Below are 18,895 nucleotides of genomic sequence, written 5' to 3' on the forward strand. Positions count from 1 at the left end.
CGCGTACTCCATTACTCATTGACTAATCGTTGCAACAACCCGGACGCCCCCTGCCCCAGCGCGGCGCCGATCTGGGCGATCAGCGCAGGTTGGGGTGGATCGAGGTGGAAGTGATGGCCGCCGTCATGCCAGTGCACCCGGGTATTGAGGGGCAAGGCGTTCTTGCGTTGATCGAATTGGCTGCCGGCAAACAGGCCCTGGCGGCCGAGCAGCAGGTGCAGCGGGCAAGTGATCTGCTGCAGGAACTCACAGGCCTGGCGCTCCGTCAGCGGCAGAAGCTCGGGCAGTACCAGCCGCGGGTCGTGGCGCCAGCGGTAGCCGTGACCCAGGTTGATCAGGTCGCGCATCGCCAGCAAGCGCGCGCCTTCCGCACTGAGGCTGCCGTCGATGCTATTGCGCCGTTCGCTGATAGCCGCTTCCAGGCTGCTGAACCGGGCTTCTTCCGGACCGCTGAAACCGTGCAGACGCGTACGCAATGCCAGGCGCAACAAGCGTTGGGCCTTGCGCATGTGCTCGACCGTGCTGCCTTCGGGTACCGTGAACGGAGCCCCCATTCCGTCGATAAACACCATGCTGTCGATGTTGCGATTCATGGCGGCCAGAATCGACGCCACGCCCGTCCCCATGGAGTGGCCAAGCACTGAAAAGCGCTTCCAGCCCAGGCTCTCGACCAAGGCGTTCATATCGTCGGCGTGCTCCCACAGGTAATAACCGCTGTCGGCACGCCGGTGCTCGGAGCGACCGTGGCCGGCAAGGTCCGGGGCCACCACAAAATGATCAGGCAACAGGGGCGCGATACGCTCGAAGGATGCGGCGTTGTCCAGCCAGCCATGCAGGGCGAGCACCGGATGGCCAGCTTCATTGCCCCAGGTACGCAAGGCGAAGTGGTTGCCATTGACGTCCAGTGTTTGATCGCGGCCTCGGTTGCCCAGACTCATGGATTTCCCTTCCTCAGTGATCGCCCGCTGCAACCGCTCATCCTGCCACCGCCAGCTGTGTGTTGCAGGCCATGCGATGCAACTGCTGGAGGTCGAACTTGCCATTGGCGGTTCGCGGCAGGCTGCTTTCAATGGTGATCGACAGGGGCACCTTGTGAGCGTCCAGGCCCTGCCGGCATCGTTCGAGCACCTGCGCGACCGTCAACTGTGCACCCTGGGCCAGGGTGACGAAGGCCCAAAGCCCTTCGCCGACCGCTGCATGGTCGACACCGACCACCGCTGCGGCCTCGATACCTTCGATGGCGTAGAGATAGCCCTCCACCTCGCTGGGGCTGACTTTCATGCCACGGGACTTGATCATCTGGTCCATGCGACCCTGGAAGTACAAGTAACCATCCTCATCCAGGCTGCAGTAGTCACCGGTGTACAACACGCTTTCGCCCGGATAGCGCCCAGGCTTGAGTTTGAGCGCCGTGGCCGCGGGGTTGCGCCAGTAGCCCGCCATCACCGTGGCCCCGCGAATCACCAGCTGACCGACCTGGTGGGGCTCGTCGATGAGTTGATCATCTTCGTCCACCAGCCACAGCTCGGTGTTGGGGATGGCAATGCCGACACTCCCGGGCTTGCTGTCGATGTCTTCCGGCGGCAGGTAGGTGCAACGCTTGCATTCGGTCAGGCCGTACATGGAGTAGATCTGTGCCTGGGGAAACAGCGCTTTCATCTGCGCAATATGCGGCGCCTTGAGGGCGGCACCGGTGTTGGTGACCATGCGCACGTCGGGGAAGATCGCCTCGCGCTTGCGCGCATACTCATGCAGCAGCACCAGCATGGTCGGCACGAACGGGATCACCGTGACCTGGTACTGGCGGATCTTCTTGATCAGGAAAATCGGCCAGGTAAATTCCTTTTCCAGCACCAGCGTGGCACCGGCGCTCATGGCCATGATCATCTGGTACAGGCCGTAGTCGAACGACAGCGGCAACGAGCACAACACATTATCGGTCTCGTTGTAGCCCAGGTAGGTGTGCAGGGAACTGAGTGCCGCGAGCATGTTGCGGTGGGTCAGCATCACGCCCTTGGGCATGCCGGTCGACCCCGAGGTATAGATGATGGCCGCCAGGTCCAGGTCCAGGTTGCCGCTCGGCAGGGGCACGCCTGCACCCTGGCCCAGCAGGCCTTCAAAGGTTTGAACCTGCGTCGACCCCGCCTCGCCGTCGAGCAGCACGATGAGCTTGAGGTGACTGAGTTGCGCCGTGTCGGCTCGCAGGCTGGTCATTTTCTCGGACGTGGTGATCAGCACCGAGGCCTCGGCATCGCGCACGATGTAGTCAAGGCTGTCGGCATGGGTTTCGAGCCCCACATTGACGACCACGCCCCCCGCCTTGAGCACGCCCCAGAACGCACAGACCGTTTCGACCCGGTTGCCCAGGCACAGCACCACCCGCTCCTGGCGCCGCAGGCCGTTGACCTGCAAGCCCGCCGCGAGCCTGGCACTGGCCTCGTCAAGCTGGGCGTAGGTGTAGGTTTCATCGGCATAGATGATCGCGGCCTTGTCCGGATGCAGGCCGTTGCGTGTTTCCAGCACATCCTGCAGCAGCACTTCAGACGCCTTCATGGTGCACCTCGATTGCCTCCACTGCTCGACGGCCGGTGGGAAGCTGGCGATGAGCGTCGATATAGCCGGCCAGGGTCGCCACGGTCTTGAAGTGCCCTGGGGTGATGGTGTCGGGGTTGACGAAGAACCCTTCGATGTCGTCCTCCAGGCTCACCAGCAGCTCCATAGACGTCAGCGAGTCCAGCCCCAGTTCGTCGCGCAGGTGCGAGTCGGCACTGATGGCCACGTGTTCCGGCAGGTTCAACACCACCCGCAGGATGTCGGCCAATTGGCGTTGGGTCGCGGCCTGGGCAATGGGCGTGGGCGCTGCCTTGCCAGCGGTGCCGAGCAGTTCATCAAGGGCCACGTCGGCATGACTGTCGCGGATTTCCACGGCGCTTTGCCGGGCCCGGGCGAGAAACAAGCGATTGTGGCTGACCACCACTTCGGCCGGATGGCCGTGGCTGTGGAACAGTGTCGGCGAGGCCGTGGGCCCATAGGCACCCGAGGCCGTCACCGCAAGCAGGTCACCTTCATGCAGGGCCTCCAGTTGCACATCCCGCCCAAGCAGGTCGTCCGGGCTGCAGAGCGGTCCGGAGATATGGTACTCACGCAGCGGCCCGCCGTTGTCGCCGGTGGCCTTGACGATCCGGAAGTTGCGCTTGAGCACCTGGCCACTGCCGGCAGCCGCACCGTGGCAGTTGGTGCCACCGTCGGTCACAGCAAAGGTCTTGCCGTGGTTTTCCTTGATGTTGTCGACGGTCACCAGCAACGAGCCACACTTGCCGGCCACAAAGCGCCCGGACTCCAGAATGATCCGCGTGCGAGGAAACTCGTGATGGAAGGCATTGAACAACGGCGCCAGCAATTGCTTGAGCTGAGCCGTGTCGAGTTCCTTTTCGTTTTCGTAGTACTTGATACCCAGGCCGCCGCCAACGTCGACCATGCGCAGGTCCAGGTTGTAGCGGCGGCTCAGGCTGCGAAACAGCCCCAGAATGTAGTCGGCGTTGTCGTACACCGATTGCGCATCGAGGATCTTGGTGCCGTTATAGACATGGATGCCCTTGATCCTGATGTTGGGCAACGCCAGGTAGTCGGCGAAGTTGGCCACCGCAGTGTCTTCTTCGATCCCGAAGTGCGTGGGCCGCCCACCCATCTTCCAGGGCGAGCCTGCGGCGGAAAAATTGGGGTTGATGCGAATGGCGACCGGTGCGTCACAGCCCAGCTCACCTGCCAGGGCAGATAACTTGCGCAGTTCGCTCTCAGACTCGACCACGATGGCGAACACCCCCACTTCCAGCGCCCGACGATGCTCTTCAGGCTTTTTGTAGGGGCCGAGCAGGATGATGTCCTGGGGGGCAACACCGGCTTTGAGGGCTATTTCCAGCTCTGCCAGCGAACAGACTTCGGCGTTGCCACCGTACGAGCGGATCAGTTTGACCAACGACAGGTTCGGGTTGACCTTCAACGCATAGAAGATGTCCACGCACTCGGGCAACGCATCGCGCAATTCATTGAAACTGCTGCGCAACACGGCTTCATCGTAGAGGTAGGTGGGTGTCCCGAACGTCGCTTTGGCCTGGAGTACCAGGTCCTTGGAAAGCTTCATCTTATGCTCCCTTCTGTTCTTATAGTCTGCCGCCGCAGCGGCGTCGCCCCGTTGTGTAAGCGCCTTCGCACAAACGCCGTAGCAGTTTGGCTCCATGGCAAATTGCGCATCTCTGACACGAACCATCGCTTCGCGCCTAAAACTTTGCGCGCAAAGTTTGTCGAAATTTTGCGTCCGGGGTTACGGTGATGTCAAGGTAATTCCAAGTTCCCCGGGCTGCGGCGTAAAGCCACACTTCGCCTCCCGGCGAACACAGCACAGCGTAATTTCGCCGCAGCCTGCCCATATCAGTAGGCCTTGCGCCCAATGAATACGGGGGCCTTATCTGATCCGTAGTTCTGCCAGGTTTCTGAGTCTGTTTTGCCTCGCCCCAGCTTCCTACAGTGCGCCTGGGCTCTGCCCCCACGGCAGAGCGAGCCATACAGGAACTGTGGAAAAAAGCCATGAGCACACATCAACAGGCGCAGGCCTACAACTACAAAGTGGTCAGACAATTCGTGGTCATGACGGTGTTCTGGGGCATCGTCGGCATGGCCATGGGGGTGTGGATCGCCTCGCAACTGGTCTGGCCGGAGCTGAACCTGGAACTGCCGTGGACCAGCTTCGGCCGCCTGCGCCCCCTGCACACCAGCCTTGTGATCTTCGGCTTTGCCGGTAGCGCACAATTTGCCGCCAGCTACTACGCGGTGCAGCGTACCTGCCAGGTACGCCTGTTCAGCGACAAGCTGGCCGCCTTCACCTTCTGGGGCTGGCAAGCGACTATCGTGATCATGCTGGTCAGCCTGCCGCTGGGCCTGACCACCACCAAGGAATACGCCGAGATCGAATTCACCGGTGCGGTCTGGATGGCCATTGTCTGGGTGGCCTACGGCGTGGTGTTCTTCGCCACCCTGCTGCGCCGCAAGGCCAAGCATATCTACGTCGGCAACTGGTTTTTCGGCGCCTTCATCGTGGTGATTGCCATGCTGCACGTGGTCAATCACCTGTCGATCCCGGTGAGCTGGTTCAAGTCCTACCCGGTCTACTCAGGCGCCACCGACGCCATGGTGCAGTGGTGGTACGGCCACAACGCCGTGGGCTTCTTCCTGACCACGGGCTTTCTGGGGATGATGTATTACTTCGTGCCCAAGCAGGTCGGTCGCCCGGTGTACTCCTATCGCCTGTCGATCGTGCATTTCTGGGCGCTGATCACCCTGTACATCTGGGCTGGCCCGCATCACCTGCACTACACCGCCCTGCCCGACTGGGCGCAATCGCTGGGCATGGCCATGTCGCTGATCCTCCTGGCCCCGAGCTGGGGCGGCATGATCAACGGCATGATGACCCTCTCCGGGGCCTGGCATAAGCTGCGCGACGACCCGATCCTGCGCTTTCTGGTGCTGTCGCTGGCGTTCTACGGCATGTCGACCTTTGAAGGCCCGATGATGGCGATCAAGACCGTCAACGCCCTGTCCCACTACACCGACTGGACCATCGGTCACGTTCACGCCGGGGCCCTGGGCTGGGTGGCGATGATCACCTTCGGCTCGCTGTACCACATGATCCCGAAAGTGTTCGGCCGCGAGCGCATGTACAGCACCGGCCTGATCAACGCGCACTTCTGGCTGGCGACCATCGGCACCGTGCTCTACATCGCCTCGATGTGGGTCAACGGCATCACCCAGGGCCTGATGTGGCGCGCCACCAACGACGACGGCACCCTGACCTACTCGTTCGTCGAGGCATTGGTGGCCAGCCACCCGGGCTTCCTGGTGCGCTTTGTCGGTGGCGTGTGCTTCCTCGCCGGCATGCTGCTGATGGCCTACAACACCTGGCGCACCGTGCGGGTGGCCGATGAACGCCTGGCCTTCAGCAACGCGCGCATCGCTTGAGGAGCATCGATATGAACGAGTGGCTGTATGCGCTGTACTGCCTGACCGGCGTGTTGTTCTTCTACCTGGTGACCAGCGCCTGTTTGCGTGGCCACAGCCGTGAGGTAGACGATCAGGTCAGCTTGATACCCTTTGCCGATGACCCGCTGGTGGCGCAGCGGGTGGCGCAGGCGATCGGCAAACCGGTGCCGGCAGAGAAGCCGGATGCAGCGATGAAGGCCTGATCAGGCCTGAACAGAAACGCGGCGAAAGGTACGCTTTCGCCGCGTTCATCGTTGCTGTTCAAGGCGCCTCGGCAAACGCCGACGGCGCCTCCCAGCCGCCGCCCAATGCGGCAATCAACTGCACACTCGCCACCAGGCGCCCTTGCAGCAGGTTCAGGACGCTGCGCTCGTTGCTCAGTGCCGTGGTCTGTACGTTGACCACGTCCAGGTAGGCAATCAGACCTGCCTTGTACTGGTTGTTGGTCAGGCGCAAGGACTCGCGGGCAGAGTCCAGGGCTTCGCTGCGAATCCGCGCTTCGTCTTCGTAGACCTTGAGCTGCACCAGGTAGTTTTCCACTTCCTTGAAACCATCCAGCACGGCCTGGCGGTACTGGGCCACGGTCTGGTCGTAGACGGCTTCGGTGCGATCGACTTCGGCCGACCGCTGGCCGCCATCGAACAGGGTCATGGCCAGTTGCGGGCCCACCGACCAGAACCGGTTCGGCAGGCTGATCCAGTCGTTGAAGCTGCTACTGCTGTAGCCACCGTTGAGGCTCAGGGTCAGGTCCGGGAAATAGGCGGCCTTGGCCACGCCGATGCTGGCATTGGCCGACATGACCTTGCGCTCGGCCGAGGCGATGTCAGGACGGCGCTCCAGCAATTGCGACGGCAGCGCCAGCGGCACCTGCGGCAGTGCCGGGATGTCCTGGCTGTCGGCCAGGGCAAAGTCCGCCGGCGCCTTGCCCAGCAATACCGCGATGGCATTTTCCAGCTGGGCGCGCTGCCAGACCAGGTCGACCAGATCGGCCTGGGTGGTCTTGAGCTGGGTTTGCGCCTGGGCCACCGCGTCCTTGCCGGAGACGCCGGCACGGTACTGGTTTTCAGTCATGGTCAGCGAGCGCTGGTAGGCCACGACCGTGGCTTCGAGCAGGCGTTTCTGTTCGTCCATGACCCGCAACTGCAGGTAGTTCTGCACCAGCTCCGACTGCAGGCTCAGGCGGATCGCCGCCATGTCGGCAAGGCTCGCCTGGGCGCTGGCTTCATTGGCCGCCAGGCTGTCGCGCAGCTTGCCCCAGAGGTCGGCCTCCCAGCTCACACCGAGGGTGGTGCTGTAGGTGTTGCGAATCCCGCTGCTGTTGTTGCTCAGGCTGGAGCTGGAGCTGCCGGTGCCCTGGCTGGAGCGGGTCTTGCCGGCGTTCAGGTCAAGGCTTGGAAACAGTGCGCCACGGGCACTGCGCACCAGGGCCTGGGCCTGGCGGTACTGGGCTTCGTACTGGGCGACGGTCTGGTTGCTGGCATTGAGCTCGTCAACCAGGCCATTGAGCCGGGCATCGCCATACAGCTCCCACCAGGCCCCACGCGCCAGGGCATCCGACGGATTGGCCTGGGACCAGCCGGCAGCGTGCTTGAACTGCGCCGGCGTGGGGCTTTGCGGTCGGTGGTAGTCCGGGCTCAGGGTGCAGGCGCTGAGCATGGCCAGGCACAGGCTGCAGGTCAACAAGCGTGAACCACGGGCGCCGAGCAGCTGCAGCGTGCGGTTGGAAAGGATCGGACGTCGGGTCATAGCGGGGTTTCCAAAGCAGCGTCGGTGCGCACGCCGCGCCAGTGGTTGAAACGATGGCGCAGGCGGTCCAGATAGAGGTAGACCACAGGGGTGGTGTAAAGCGTAAGGACCTGGCTGAACACCAGCCCGCCGATGATGGTCAGGCCCAGCGGCTGGCGCATCTCGGAGCCCTCGGCATGGCTGAGCAACAGCGGCAAGGCACCAAGGATCGCGGCCAGGGTGGTCATCAGGATCGGCCGCAGGCGCAGCAGGCAGGCCCGGCGGATCGACTCCTCCGGAGTCAGGTGTTCGTGACGCTCCAGCTGCAAGGCCAGGTCGATCATCATGATCGCGTTTTTCTTCACCACGCCGATGAGCAGGAACAGCCCGAGCAGCGAAATCAGGCTGAACTCGCTGCCCACCACGTACAGGGTGAGCAAGGCCCCGACGCCGGCCGAAGGCAGGGTCGAGAGAATGGTCAGGGGGTGGATGTAGCTCTCGTAGAGAATGCCGAGCACCAGGTACACCGCCAGCAAGGCACCGAGAATCATCCACGGTTGCCCTTCCTGGCTCTTGGCGAAGGCATCGCCGGTACCGCCCACCTTGGCAATCACATCCTCGGGCAGGCCGACCTTGGCCACTGCCCGCTCCACCGCGGCCAAGGCCTGGTCCTGGCTGTAGCCTTCGGCAACGTCGAAGTTGATGTTCTCGGAGGCGAACTGGCCTTCATGGCTGACCCGGTCATCGGCCAGGCTGTTCTCGTAGTGGGCAAAGGTCGACAGCGGCACCCGGGCACCCTCTGCGGTGATGACCTGGACCTGCTCCAGGGTGCGCGGGTCCTGGGCATACTTGGGGTTGACCTCCATCACCACCTGGTACTGGTTCAGGCTGTCATAGATGGTCGAGATCTGCCGCTGGCTGTAGGCGTTGTTGAGCACCGAGGTCACCATGCTCATGTCGATGCCCAGGCGCTTGGCCTGTTCGCGGTCGACCACCAGGGTGATCTGTTCGGTGCCGCCACCTTCGCGGGCATCGATGGCGGTCAGCTCAGGCAGCGCCTTGAAGGCTGCGACCACCTTCGGGTACCACTCGCGCAAGGCCGACAGCTCGCTGCTTTGCAGGGTATAGAGGAACTGCGAGGTGCTCTGGTCGCGACCGCCACCAAACTGCAGGTCCTGGTCGGCCATGAGGAACAATCGCCCGCCCGGCACCTTGGGCATTTCCTTGCGCAGCCGCTCGATGATCTTCTGCGCCGAGTCCTTGCGCTCGCTGATCGGCTTGAGGCGCACCAGGATCATGGCGTTATTGGTGCCGCTGTTGCCGCCGATAAAGCCGGCCACACTCTGCACGGCCGGGTCCTTGAGCAAGGCGCGGCGGTAGATTTCCATCTTCGGCTGCATCACCTGGAACGACAGGCCATCGTCGCCGCGCACAAAGCCCATCAACTGCCCGGTGTCCTGCTGCGGCAGGAAGGTCTTGGGCACCACCACATACAGGGCGATGTTGACGGCGATGGTCACCAGCAGGCTGAGCAACGTCAGGCGCCGGTGGCGCAAGACCCAGTCCAGCGTGCGTGCGTAGCCTGCCATCATGCGCTGATTGAGCTGCTCGCTCCAACGCTGCAAGCGGGTCTGCTCGCCTTCGGGGTGAGCCTTCAGCCAGCGGGCGCAGAGCATCGGCGTCAAGGTCAGGGAGACCACCAGCGAGACAATGATCGCCGCCGCCAGCGTGATGGAGAACTCGCGAAACAGCGAACCGACAATGCCGCCCATGAACAGGATCGAGACGAACACCACCACCAGCGAGAGGTTCATCGACAGCAAGGTGAAGCCGACTTCCTTGGCCCCCAGGAAGGCGGCGCGCATCGGCGGCACGCCTTCGTCGATGTGCCGGGAGATGTTCTCCAGCACCACGATGGCGTCATCGACCACCAGGCCGGTGGCGAGGATCAGCGCCATCAGCGACAAATTGTTCAATGAGAAACCGCACAGGTACATGACCGCAAAGGTCCCCACCAGCGACACCGGCACCGCCAGGGTCGGGATCAGCGAGGCGCGCAGGTTGCCCAGGAACAGGAACACCACCAGCACCACCAGGACCACGGCAATGATCAGGGTGTGCTCAGCTTCCTTGAGGGTCGCGGTGATCACTGGTGAGCGATCCATGGCCACGTCCAGCTTGACGCTGGCCGGCATCAGCGATTCAAGGGCCGGCAACTGCTCCTTGATCTTGTTCACGGTCTCGATGATGTTGGCGCCGGTCTGGCGGTTGATCACCAGCAGCACCGCTTGCTGGTCATTGAAGAAGCCGCTGTTGTAGCGGTTCTCCACCGCATCGCTGACCTTGGCCACATGGCTCAGGCGCAGCACCGCGCCGTCCTGGTAGCGAATCACCAGGGGCTCGTAGTCCTTGGCTTTTTCCAGCTGGTCGTTGGCCTGTACCTGCCAATTGCGCTGGCCGTCCTCGATAAAGCCTTTGGGCCGGCGCTGGTTGGCGTTGGCGATGGTCTGGCGCACATCGTCCAGGGCCACGCCGTATTGGTTGAGCAACTGCGGCTCGAGCTCGATGCGCACCGCAGGCAAAGAACTGCCGCCGATTTGTACTTCACCAACCCCGGGCACCTGGGACAGGCTCTGGGACAGGATGGTCGAGGCCAGGTCATAGAGCTGGCCCTTCTGCAGCACGCTGGAAGTCAGCGCCAGCACCATGATGGGTGCCTGGGAAGGGTTGAATTTCTTGTAGGTGGGCATGCTGCGCATACCACTGGGCAGCAGGTTTCGCGAGGCGTTGATCGCCGCCTGCACCTCGCGGGCTGCGGCATCGACATCCCGGCCCTGGTCAAAGCCCAGGATCACCCGGGTCGAACCCTGGCTGGAGCTGCTGGTCAGCGTCGTGACCCCGGAAATCGCGCCCATGGAGCGCTCCAGCGGGGTCGCCACCGTCGAGGCCATGACCTCGGGGCTGGCGCCGGGAAGGTTGGCCTGGACCACGATCACCGGGAACTCGATCTGCGGCAGCGGCGCCACGGGCAACAGGCCGAAGCTGACGCCGCCCAGCAGCATGATCGCCAGGCTCAGCAGCATGGTCGCTACCGGCCGGCGGATGAACGGTGCGGAGAGGTTCATGGCTGGGCCTGCACCGCGGTGTCAGGCTGACGGCGCCAGCGGCGAGCCAGGCGGTCGAAGTACAGGTAAATGACCGGGGTGGTAAAGAGCGTCAGCACCTGGCTCACCAGCAACCCGCCCACCATCACCAAGCCCAGCGGTTGACGCAGCTCGGCGCCGGAGCCGGTGGCGAGCATCAACGGGATAGCGCCGAACAGCGCCGCCAGGGTGGTCATCAGGATGGGCCGGAAGCGCAACAGCGCCGCCTGGTAGATCGCCGTCTGCGGGGCCACGCCCTGGTTGCGCTCGGCCTCGAGGGCGAAGTCGATCATCATGATCGCGTTCTTCTTGACGATACCGATCAACAGAATGATGCCGATGATGGCGATCATGCCCAGGTCGTTGCCGGACAGGATCAACGCCAGCAAGGCGCCCACCGCCGCCGACGGCAGGGTCGAGAGGATGGTCACCGGGTGGATGTAGCTCTCGTAGAGCACGCCAAGCACGATGTACATGGTCACCACCGCCGCCAGGATCAACAGCAAGGTGCTCGACAGCGAGGCCTGGAAGGCTTCGGCGGCGCCCTGAAAGCGGGTCTGCACCCCGACTGGCATGCCGATCTCCTGCTGCACCTGCTCGATCACCTTGACCGCCTCACCCAGGGCCACGCCCTGGCCGAGGTTGAACGACATCATCACCGCCGGGAACTGGCCGATATGGGCGATCGCCAGCTGTGCCTGGCGCTGCTCGATGCGCGCCAGGCTCGACAGCCGTACCTGGCCGCCATCCGTGGCCTTGACGTGGATCTGCTCGAGCACTTGCGGCCCCAGCGTGGACGCCGCTTCGGCCTGCAAGACCACACGGTACTGGCTGGCCTGGGTGTAGATCGTCGAGATCTGCCGCTGGCCGAAGGCGTCGTACAGCGCGTTGGTGATATCGGCGACATTGATGCCCAGGCGGCTGGCGGCATCGCGGTCGATCACCAGGAACACCTGCAGGCCCTTGTCCTGCAGGTCGCTGGCCACGTCGGTGAGCTCCGGGCGCTGCTGCAGGGCATCGACCAGCTTGCCGCTCCACTGCGCCAGCAGCTCGGCATCGGGCGACGACAGGCTGAACTGGTACTGGGTGCGACTGACCCGGTCTTCGATGCTCAGGTCCTGCACCGGCTGCATGAACAGGCGGATGCCGATCAGCTTGTCGACTTCCGGCTGCAGGCGGGCAATCACCTGGGTCGCGGTGAGGTCACGCTCGCCATGGGGCTTGAGGTTGATCAGCAAGCGGCCGCTGTTGAGGGTGGCGTTGTCGCCATCGACACCGATGTAGGACGACAGGCTCTGCACCGCCGGGTCCTGCAGGATGATCGCGCTCAGTGCCTGCTGGCGCTGGCTCATGGCAGCGAACGACACCGACTGCGGCGCCTCGGAAATGCCCTGGATGACGCCGGTGTCCTGCACCGGGAAGAAGCCCTTGGGCACCACCAGGTACAGCAGCACGGTCAGGCCCAGGGTGGCAACCGCCACCAGCAGGGTCAGCGGTTGATGCTTGAGCACCCACTGCAGGCCGCGGCCGTAATGCTGAATCATCCAGTCGATCCAGGCGCCGCTGGCGCGGTAGAACCGGCTTTGCTCTTCAGGCTTGGGCTCGCGCTTGAGCAAGCGCGCGCACATCATCGGCGTCAGGGTCAGCGACACCACCAGGGAAATCAGGATGGCCACCGCCAGGGTGATGGCGAACTCGCGGAACAGCCGGCCGACCACATCGGCCATGAACAGCAGCGGGATCAGCACCGCGATCAGCGAGAAGGTCAACGAAATCAGGGTGAAGCCGATCTGCCGGGCGCCCTTGAGCGCCGCTTGCATCGGCGTCTCGCCCTCTTCGATATGCCGCGAGATGTTCTCCAGCATGACGATGGCGTCGTCCACCACAAAGCCGGTGGCAATGGTCAGGGCCATCAGCGTGAGGTTGTTGATCGAGAACCCGGCCAGGTGCATGACGGCGAAGGTGCCGATCAGCGACAGCGGTACCGCCACCGACGGAATGATGGTGGCGCTGAAACGGCGCAGGAACACGAACGTCACCATCACCACCAGGGCGATGGCGATCAGCAGCTCATGCTGGACGTCCTTGACCGAGGCGCGGATGGTCTGGGTACGGTCGGTGAGCACGGTGACGTCCAGGCCCGCCGGCAGGTTGTCGGTGATCGACGGCAGCATGGCCTTGATCCGGTCGACCACCTCGATAACGTTTGCGCCCGGCTGGCGCTGGATGTTCAGCAACACCGCCTGGTTCTGGTTGGCCCAGGCCGCCAGGCGCTCGTTCTCGGCGCCGTCGACGATCTCGGCAACGTCCTTCAGGCGCAGGGGCGCACCGTTGTTGTAGGCCAGGATCAGGTTGGCGTATTCCTCGGGGGACCGCAGCTGGTCATTGGCGTCGAGCATCGACACCCGGGTCGGGCCGTCGAAGTTGCCCTTGGGCTGGTTGACGTTGGAGGCACCGATCAGGGTGCGTACATCGGCGAGGTTCAGGCCCGCCGACGCCAGGGCATCAGGGTTGACCTTGATCCGCACCGCCTGGCGCTGGCCGCCGGCGATGCTGACCATGCCGACGCCGCCAATTTGCGCGATCTTCTGCGCCACCCGGGTGTCGACCAGGTCATTGAGCTTGGGCAGCGGCATGGTTTGAGAGGAAATGGCCAGGGTCAGCACCGGCGTATCGGCCGGGTTGACCTTGTTGTACACCGGCGGTGCCGGCAGGTCGGTGGGCAGCAGATTGGTGGCGGCGTTGATGGCCGCCTGCACCTGCTGCTCGGCCACGTCCATGTTCATGTCCAGGCTGAAGCGCAGGGTCAGCACCGAGGCGCCGCCGGAGCTGGTGGAAGCCATCTGGGTGAGCCCGGGCATCTGCCCGAACTGGCGCTCCAGGGGCGCGGTGACCGCACTGGTCATCACTTGGGGGCTGGCGCCCGGGTAAAGGGTCATGACCCGGATGGTGGGGTAATCGACCTGGGGCAATGCCGCCACCGGCAGCATCTTGTAGGCGATCAGGCCGGCCAGAACGATGGCCAGCATGCTCAGGGTGGTCGCCACCGGGCGCAGGATGAACAGCCGCGAGAGGTTCATGCGCCGGCCTTGCCCTGGGTGCCCGGGGTAACGGAGGCGTCTTTCTTGTCCTGGCCTTGCAGGTGCTGGCCGGGTGTCACCGGTACTTCGGAGCTGTCATTGACCACTTCGACGTCACTGCCGTCACGCAGACGGTCGGTGCCTTCGAGCACTACCCGCTCGCCCTTGGCCAGGCCTTCAACGATCACGGTGTGCTCGCCATCGCTGGCACCCAGCTTGAGTGGGCGAATGCGCACCTTGTTCTCCCCTTCCAGCACATACACGAACGAGCCGTCGGTGCCGAACTGGATCGCCGCCGAAGGGGCCAGCACCACGTCTTTGAGGGTGTCGGCCAGCAGGCGCACATTGACGAACTGGTTGGGGAACAGGGCTTCGTCCTGGTTCTCGAAATAGGCCTTGAACTTCAGGGTGCCGGTGGTGGTGTCAATCTGGTTGTCGAGGCTGCGCAGCACGCCGACCGCCTGCTGCTGTGTATCACCCCGGTCCCAGGCTTCCACCGGCAGCTTGGCGCCGCTGCGGTAGCGCGCCAGGACCGTGTTGAGTTCAGATTCGGGCAAGGTGAACGCCACGGTGATCGGCTGGGTCTGGGTAATCACCACCAGGGCGGTGGTGTCGTTGGCCGCCACCAGGTTGCCGACATCGAGCTGACGCAAGCCCAGACGGCCGGTGATCGGCGCGCGGATGCGGGTGAAATCCAGGTTCAGCTTGGCATCGCCGACCGCTGCCTGGTTGGTCTTGATCGTGCCCTGGAACTGGCCGACCAGTGCCACTTGGGTGTCGAGCGTCTGCTTGGCGATGCTGTCTTCGGCATACAGGCCTTTGTAGCGTTCCAGGTCGATCTGGGCGTTTTTCAGTTGCGCCTGGTTCTGCGCCAGGGTGCCTTCGGCCTGTTGCAGGGCGATCTGGTAGCTGCGCGGGTCGATCTCGGCGAGCAGGTCGCCGCTCTTGACCTTCTGCCCTTCCTGGAAGTTGACCTTGACCAGCTCACCGCCCACCCGGCTGCGGACATTGACGGTGTTGGTTGCCGTCACCGTGCCCAGGGCCTTGAGGTACACCGGGAAGTCGCCCACAGTCGCCGGCTCCACACGCACCGGCACCGGCCCGCCAAAGGCGCCAAAACCGGGCCGACCGCCCTTGCCCCCCGGCGCACCGGCCGCCTTGTGGGCGGCTGGCGACGGCCACAGCCACCAGCAAAGGCCGGCGACCAGCAGCAGGATCAGCAGGCCGACAAGCCAGCGACGAGAGGAACGGGAACGAGAAAGCATCGGTTGATCGACCATTGTGCGAAGAGGAATTCTTTTGAGGAGGCTGAACGATAAGCACTGCAGCGAGATAAGCAAAGCGCCTTTACCGGCAATTTACTTTGGCTTACGTAGGTAAACCGATGAAGTTTAAATAAAAACGGCCTGGACAAGTCCAGGCCGTAACAACTCTTTACAGCTTCGCGGGGCACGCCCGCTCCTACCGTAGGCGCGGACTTGCCCCGCGATAAGCCTTACTTCAGAACAGCCAGCGCTGCATCGTAGTTCGGCTCGTCAGCAATTTCGCCCACCAGCTCGGCGTGCAGCACCTTGTCGTTCTCGTCCAGCACCACCACGGCACGGGCAGTCAGGCCGGCCAGCGGGCCGTCGGCGATGGCAACGCCGTAGTTCTCGATGAACTCGCGGCCCCGCAGGGTGGACAGGTTCTGGACGTTTTCCAGGCCTTCAGCGCCGCAGAAGCGCGCCTGGGCGAATGGCAGGTCGGCCGAGATGCACAGCACCACGGTGTTATTCAGTTCGCCAGCCTTCTTGTTGAAGGTGCGGACCGAGGTCGCGCAGGTCGGGGTGTCGACGCTTGGGAAGATGTTCAGCACTTTGCGCTTGCCGGCAAGGCTTGCCAGGGTCACGTCAGCCAGGCCAGCACCAACCAGGGAAAACGCTGGAGCCTGGGCGCCGACTTTCGGCAGTTCGCCTTTGACCTGAACCGGGTTGCCTTTGAGAGTCACTTGAGCCATGAGCTGAGTCCTTATGCGGGGGTGAGTAAAGGACCAGAGTTAATCACGAAAGTGCCCAGGCACCTATGGGGGAAGGATAAATTGTTGCATTGCCAGACAATTTTTGTGGACAAACCAGCTATCCGAAAGCAGACAATCCTGCTTCCGGATAGCTGTTTGGTCATCAGCTGAGCAGCGAATACACCAGCGCGGAGATCGCCACCAGGCCGACGGCAACCACAAAGACGTTGGACATCTGCCCGCTGTATTTGCGCATGGCCGGCACTTTGCGGATGGCATACATCGGCATCAGGAACAGGATCGCCGCGATCACCGGGCCACCCAGGGTCTCGATCATGCCCAGGATGCTCGGGTTGAGGGTAGCGACGATCCAGCAGATCACCAGCATGAACGCTGCGGTCATGCGGTCCAGGGCCTTGGCGCCGGGGCGCTTGCCGGTCTTGACGATCAGGCCCTTGAGGCCTTCGCTGGCGCCGATGTAGTGGCCCAGGAACGACTTGGCAATGGCGATGAAGGCAATCAGCGGCGCGGCAAAGGCAATGGTCGGGTTGCTGAAGTGGTTGGCCAGGTACGACAGGATCGACAGGTTCTGCGCCTTGGCTTCGGCCAGTTGGGCGGGCGTCAGGGTCAGGACGCAGCTGAATACGAAGAACATCACCATCGCCACCATCAGCAGGTGGGCGCGGCACAGGATCTGGCCGCTGCGCTCATCGGCGTGCACGCCGTAGCGGCGCTTCTGGTCCACGGCAAAGGCCGAGATGATGGGCGAGTGGTTGAACGAGAACACCATCACCGGAATGGCCAGCCACAGCGTGTGCAGGAATGCCGAACCCGACGGCAGCTCGGTGGCGGTGGTGAGGATACCGCCGCTCCAGTGCGGAATCAGGAACACCGCCAGAAAGGCCAGGGCGACGATAAACGGATAGACCAGCAGGCTCATGACCTTGACGGTGGCCTGCTCGCCGCAGCGAACGATGGCCAGCAGCCCCAGGATCAGCACGAACGACAGCACCGCGCGCGGTGGCGGCTCGATGTGCAACTGGTGCTCCATGAAGCTGCCGACGGTGTTGGTCAGCGCCACGCTGTAGATCAGCAGGATCGGGAAGATGGCGAAGAAGTACAGCAAGGTGATCAGGGCGCCCGCCTTGATGCCGAAGTGCTCTTCGACCACCTCGGTGATGTCGGCACCCTCGCGCCCGGAGAGCACGAAGCGGGTCAGGCCGCGGTGCGCGTAGTAGGTCATGGGGAAGGCTAGCAGCGCCAGGATCAGCAGGGGCCAGAAGCCTCCGAGCCCGGCGTTGATCGGCAGGAACAAGGTCCCGGCGCCGATGGCTGTGCCAAACAGGCCCAGCATCCAGGTGGTGTCCTGGCGGGCCCAGCTGCCGAGGGCAACTGGGGTCGATTCGTAGCGTTGTTCAACGCTTTGGGCCTGCTCGTTCATCCGGGTGCAACTCCACTCGCAAACTGCAACAGGGCTGAGAACAGCGAGACAGAGGCCTCACCGCTGCTCAACCATACAAAGAGGGGCGCGATTGTGCGCCCATTGGTTGCACTTGCAAAGTCTTGACCGAGGAGCGGTTGCACCTTTTACAGCATGTAGGAGCGGGCTTGCCCCGCGACGGGGCCAATCCAGCCAATACACCTCTATCGCCTGGATTGGCCTCGTCGCGGGGCAAGCCCGCTCCTACAGGGGGTTATTGAACGGCGGCGATGGCCTCGGCCACTTGTTGCAGGTTGTCCGGGCGCAGGCCCGACATGCACACCCGGCCGCTGTCGATCAGGTACACACCGAACTCGTCACGCAGGCGACGGACCTGCTCGACGCTCAGGCCGGTGTAGCTGAACATCCCACGCTGGCTCAGGAAGAAGCTGAAGTCCTGGCCCGGCAGCAGCACGGCCAGGGCATCCACCAGGCCCTGGCGCATTTGCAGGATGCGCAGGCGCATCTGCTCCACTTCCACCGCCCATTGGGCATTGAGCTCGGCGTCGCCCAGCACCGCGGCGACCAGCTGGGCACCGAAGTTCGGCGGGCTGGAGTAGTTGCGGCGCACGGTGGCCTTGAGCTGGCCCAGCACGCTCTGGGCGGTATCGGCGTCGTCACAGACCACCGACAGCCCGCCTACCCGCTCGCCATACAGCGAGAAGATCTTCGAGAACGAGTTGCTGACCAGGCACGGCACGCCGGCACGGGCCACTTCGCGAATGGCATAGGCGTCTTCGTCCAGGCCTTCGCCGAAGCCCTGGTAGGCGATGTCCAGGAAGGGAATGAGGGTGCGCGCCTTGACCACCTCGATCACCTGCTGCCATTGCGCCTGGCTCAGGTCGACACCCGTGGGGTTGTGGCAGCACGGGTGCAGCAACACGACGCTGTTGGCCGGCAAGGTGTTGAGGGTCGCCAGCATGCCGTCGAAGTCCAGGCCACGGGTGCCCTGGTCGAAGTAGGGGTAGGTGTTGACGGTAAAACCTGCGCCTTCAAAGATCGCCCGGTGGTTGTCCCAGGTCGGATTGCTCACCCATACCTGGGATTGCGGGAAGTAACGCTTGAGGAAGTCGGCACCGACTTTCAGCGCGCCGGAGCCGCCGACGGTCTGCACGGTGGCCACGCGGCCGCCCTGCACGGCGGGATGGTCAGCGCCGAACAGCAGCGCCTGGATCGCCTGGCGATAGCTGTTCAGGCCTTCCATCGGCAGGTACAGCGAGGCTTCGTGCGGCTGGCCGGCCATGCGTCGCTCGGCTTCGCCCACCGCCGCCAGCTGCGGAACCACGCCGGCGGCGTCGTAATACAGGCCGATACTCAGGTTGACCTTGTTGGCACGAGGGTCGGCCTTGAAGGTCTCCATCAGGGACAGAATCGGATCGCCGGCATAGGCATCGACATGTTTGAACACAGCGTGCAGCTCCTTGGGTCTGGGCAAATC

The 18,895-nt window shown here is 63.6% G+C and carries 12 protein-coding genes; 2 read left to right on the top strand and 10 right to left on the bottom strand.

Annotated features, from left to right (window positions below; translation table 11 throughout):
* Nucleotides 1-11 precede the first annotated feature (11 nt).
* The 3 genes from U9R80_RS15675 to U9R80_RS15685 are packed head-to-tail and all read right to left on the bottom strand — an operon-like array spanning nucleotide 12 to nucleotide 4,141.
* Nucleotides 12-938 (bottom strand): alpha/beta hydrolase, encoded by a 927-nt coding sequence (locus U9R80_RS15675; RefSeq protein ID WP_301841133.1) that lies wholly within the window; start codon nucleotides 936-938, stop codon nucleotides 12-14.
* 37 nt (nucleotides 939-975) lie between these two features.
* Nucleotides 976-2,553, bottom strand: coding sequence for a class I adenylate-forming enzyme family protein (locus tag U9R80_RS15680; protein WP_301841130.1), 1,578 nt, complete (start codon nucleotides 2,551-2,553; stop codon nucleotides 976-978).
* Nucleotides 2,540-4,141, bottom strand: coding sequence for a phosphopantetheine-binding protein (locus U9R80_RS15685; RefSeq protein ID WP_301841128.1), 1,602 nt, complete (start codon nucleotides 4,139-4,141; stop codon nucleotides 2,540-2,542). The genes U9R80_RS15680 and U9R80_RS15685 overlap by 14 nt, the downstream gene beginning before the upstream one ends.
* Nucleotides 4,142-4,584: 443 nt before the next feature.
* Here U9R80_RS15685 and ccoN point away from each other — a divergent pair, with 443 nt between their 5' ends.
* Together ccoN and U9R80_RS15695 are read left to right on the top strand one after the other, a co-directional pair.
* On the top strand, nucleotides 4,585-6,012 hold the full coding sequence (ccoN, locus tag U9R80_RS15690) for a cytochrome-c oxidase, cbb3-type subunit I (protein WP_301841127.1): 1,428 nt from the start codon (nucleotides 4,585-4,587) through the stop codon (nucleotides 6,010-6,012).
* Between the two features lie 11 nt (nucleotides 6,013-6,023).
* Complete coding sequence (locus U9R80_RS15695; RefSeq protein ID WP_301841125.1) at nucleotides 6,024-6,236, top strand: cbb3-type cytochrome c oxidase subunit 3; 213 nt, start codon at nucleotides 6,024-6,026, stop codon at nucleotides 6,234-6,236.
* Nucleotides 6,237-6,294: 58 nt separating this feature from the next.
* On the opposite strand, the gene U9R80_RS15700 is transcribed toward U9R80_RS15695, so the two are convergent.
* The 7 genes from U9R80_RS15700 to U9R80_RS15730 all read right to left on the bottom strand — a co-directional run bounded on the left by U9R80_RS15700 (nucleotide 6,295) and on the right by U9R80_RS15730 (nucleotide 18,865).
* Complete coding sequence (locus tag U9R80_RS15700; protein ID WP_301841124.1) at nucleotides 6,295-7,779, bottom strand: efflux transporter outer membrane subunit; 1,485 nt, start codon at nucleotides 7,777-7,779, stop codon at nucleotides 6,295-6,297.
* Complete coding sequence (locus U9R80_RS15705; RefSeq protein ID WP_301841122.1) at nucleotides 7,776-10,883, bottom strand: efflux RND transporter permease subunit; 3,108 nt, start codon at nucleotides 10,881-10,883, stop codon at nucleotides 7,776-7,778. Before U9R80_RS15705 ends, U9R80_RS15700 begins: the two co-directional genes overlap by 4 nt.
* Nucleotides 10,880-13,981 (bottom strand): MdtB/MuxB family multidrug efflux RND transporter permease subunit, encoded by a 3,102-nt coding sequence (locus U9R80_RS15710; protein WP_301841121.1) that lies wholly within the window; start codon nucleotides 13,979-13,981, stop codon nucleotides 10,880-10,882. Before U9R80_RS15710 ends, U9R80_RS15705 begins: the two co-directional genes overlap by 4 nt.
* Nucleotides 13,978-15,261: an MdtA/MuxA family multidrug efflux RND transporter periplasmic adaptor subunit gene (locus U9R80_RS15715; protein WP_442964913.1), complete on the bottom strand. Its 1,284-nt coding sequence runs from the start codon at nucleotides 15,259-15,261 to the stop codon at nucleotides 13,978-13,980. The genes U9R80_RS15710 and U9R80_RS15715 overlap by 4 nt, the downstream gene beginning before the upstream one ends.
* A gap of 215 nt (nucleotides 15,262-15,476) precedes the next feature.
* Nucleotides 15,477-15,977, bottom strand: coding sequence for a thiol peroxidase (gene tpx, locus U9R80_RS15720; protein ID WP_301841119.1), 501 nt, complete (start codon nucleotides 15,975-15,977; stop codon nucleotides 15,477-15,479).
* Nucleotides 15,978-16,140: 163 nt separating this feature from the next.
* A complete protein-coding gene (locus tag U9R80_RS15725) occupies nucleotides 16,141-17,418 on the bottom strand; it encodes a serine/threonine transporter (RefSeq protein WP_301841117.1) in 1,278 nt (425 codons plus the stop codon).
* A gap of 253 nt (nucleotides 17,419-17,671) precedes the next feature.
* Entirely contained in the window at nucleotides 17,672-18,865 is a 1,194-nt protein-coding gene (locus tag U9R80_RS15730) for an amino acid aminotransferase (protein ID WP_301841115.1), read from the bottom strand.
* Between the last annotated feature and the right edge of the window lie 30 nt (nucleotides 18,866-18,895).

The organism is Pseudomonas sp. JQ170C, from assembly GCF_035581345.1.
Classification (GTDB): domain Bacteria; phylum Pseudomonadota; class Gammaproteobacteria; order Pseudomonadales; family Pseudomonadaceae; genus Aquipseudomonas.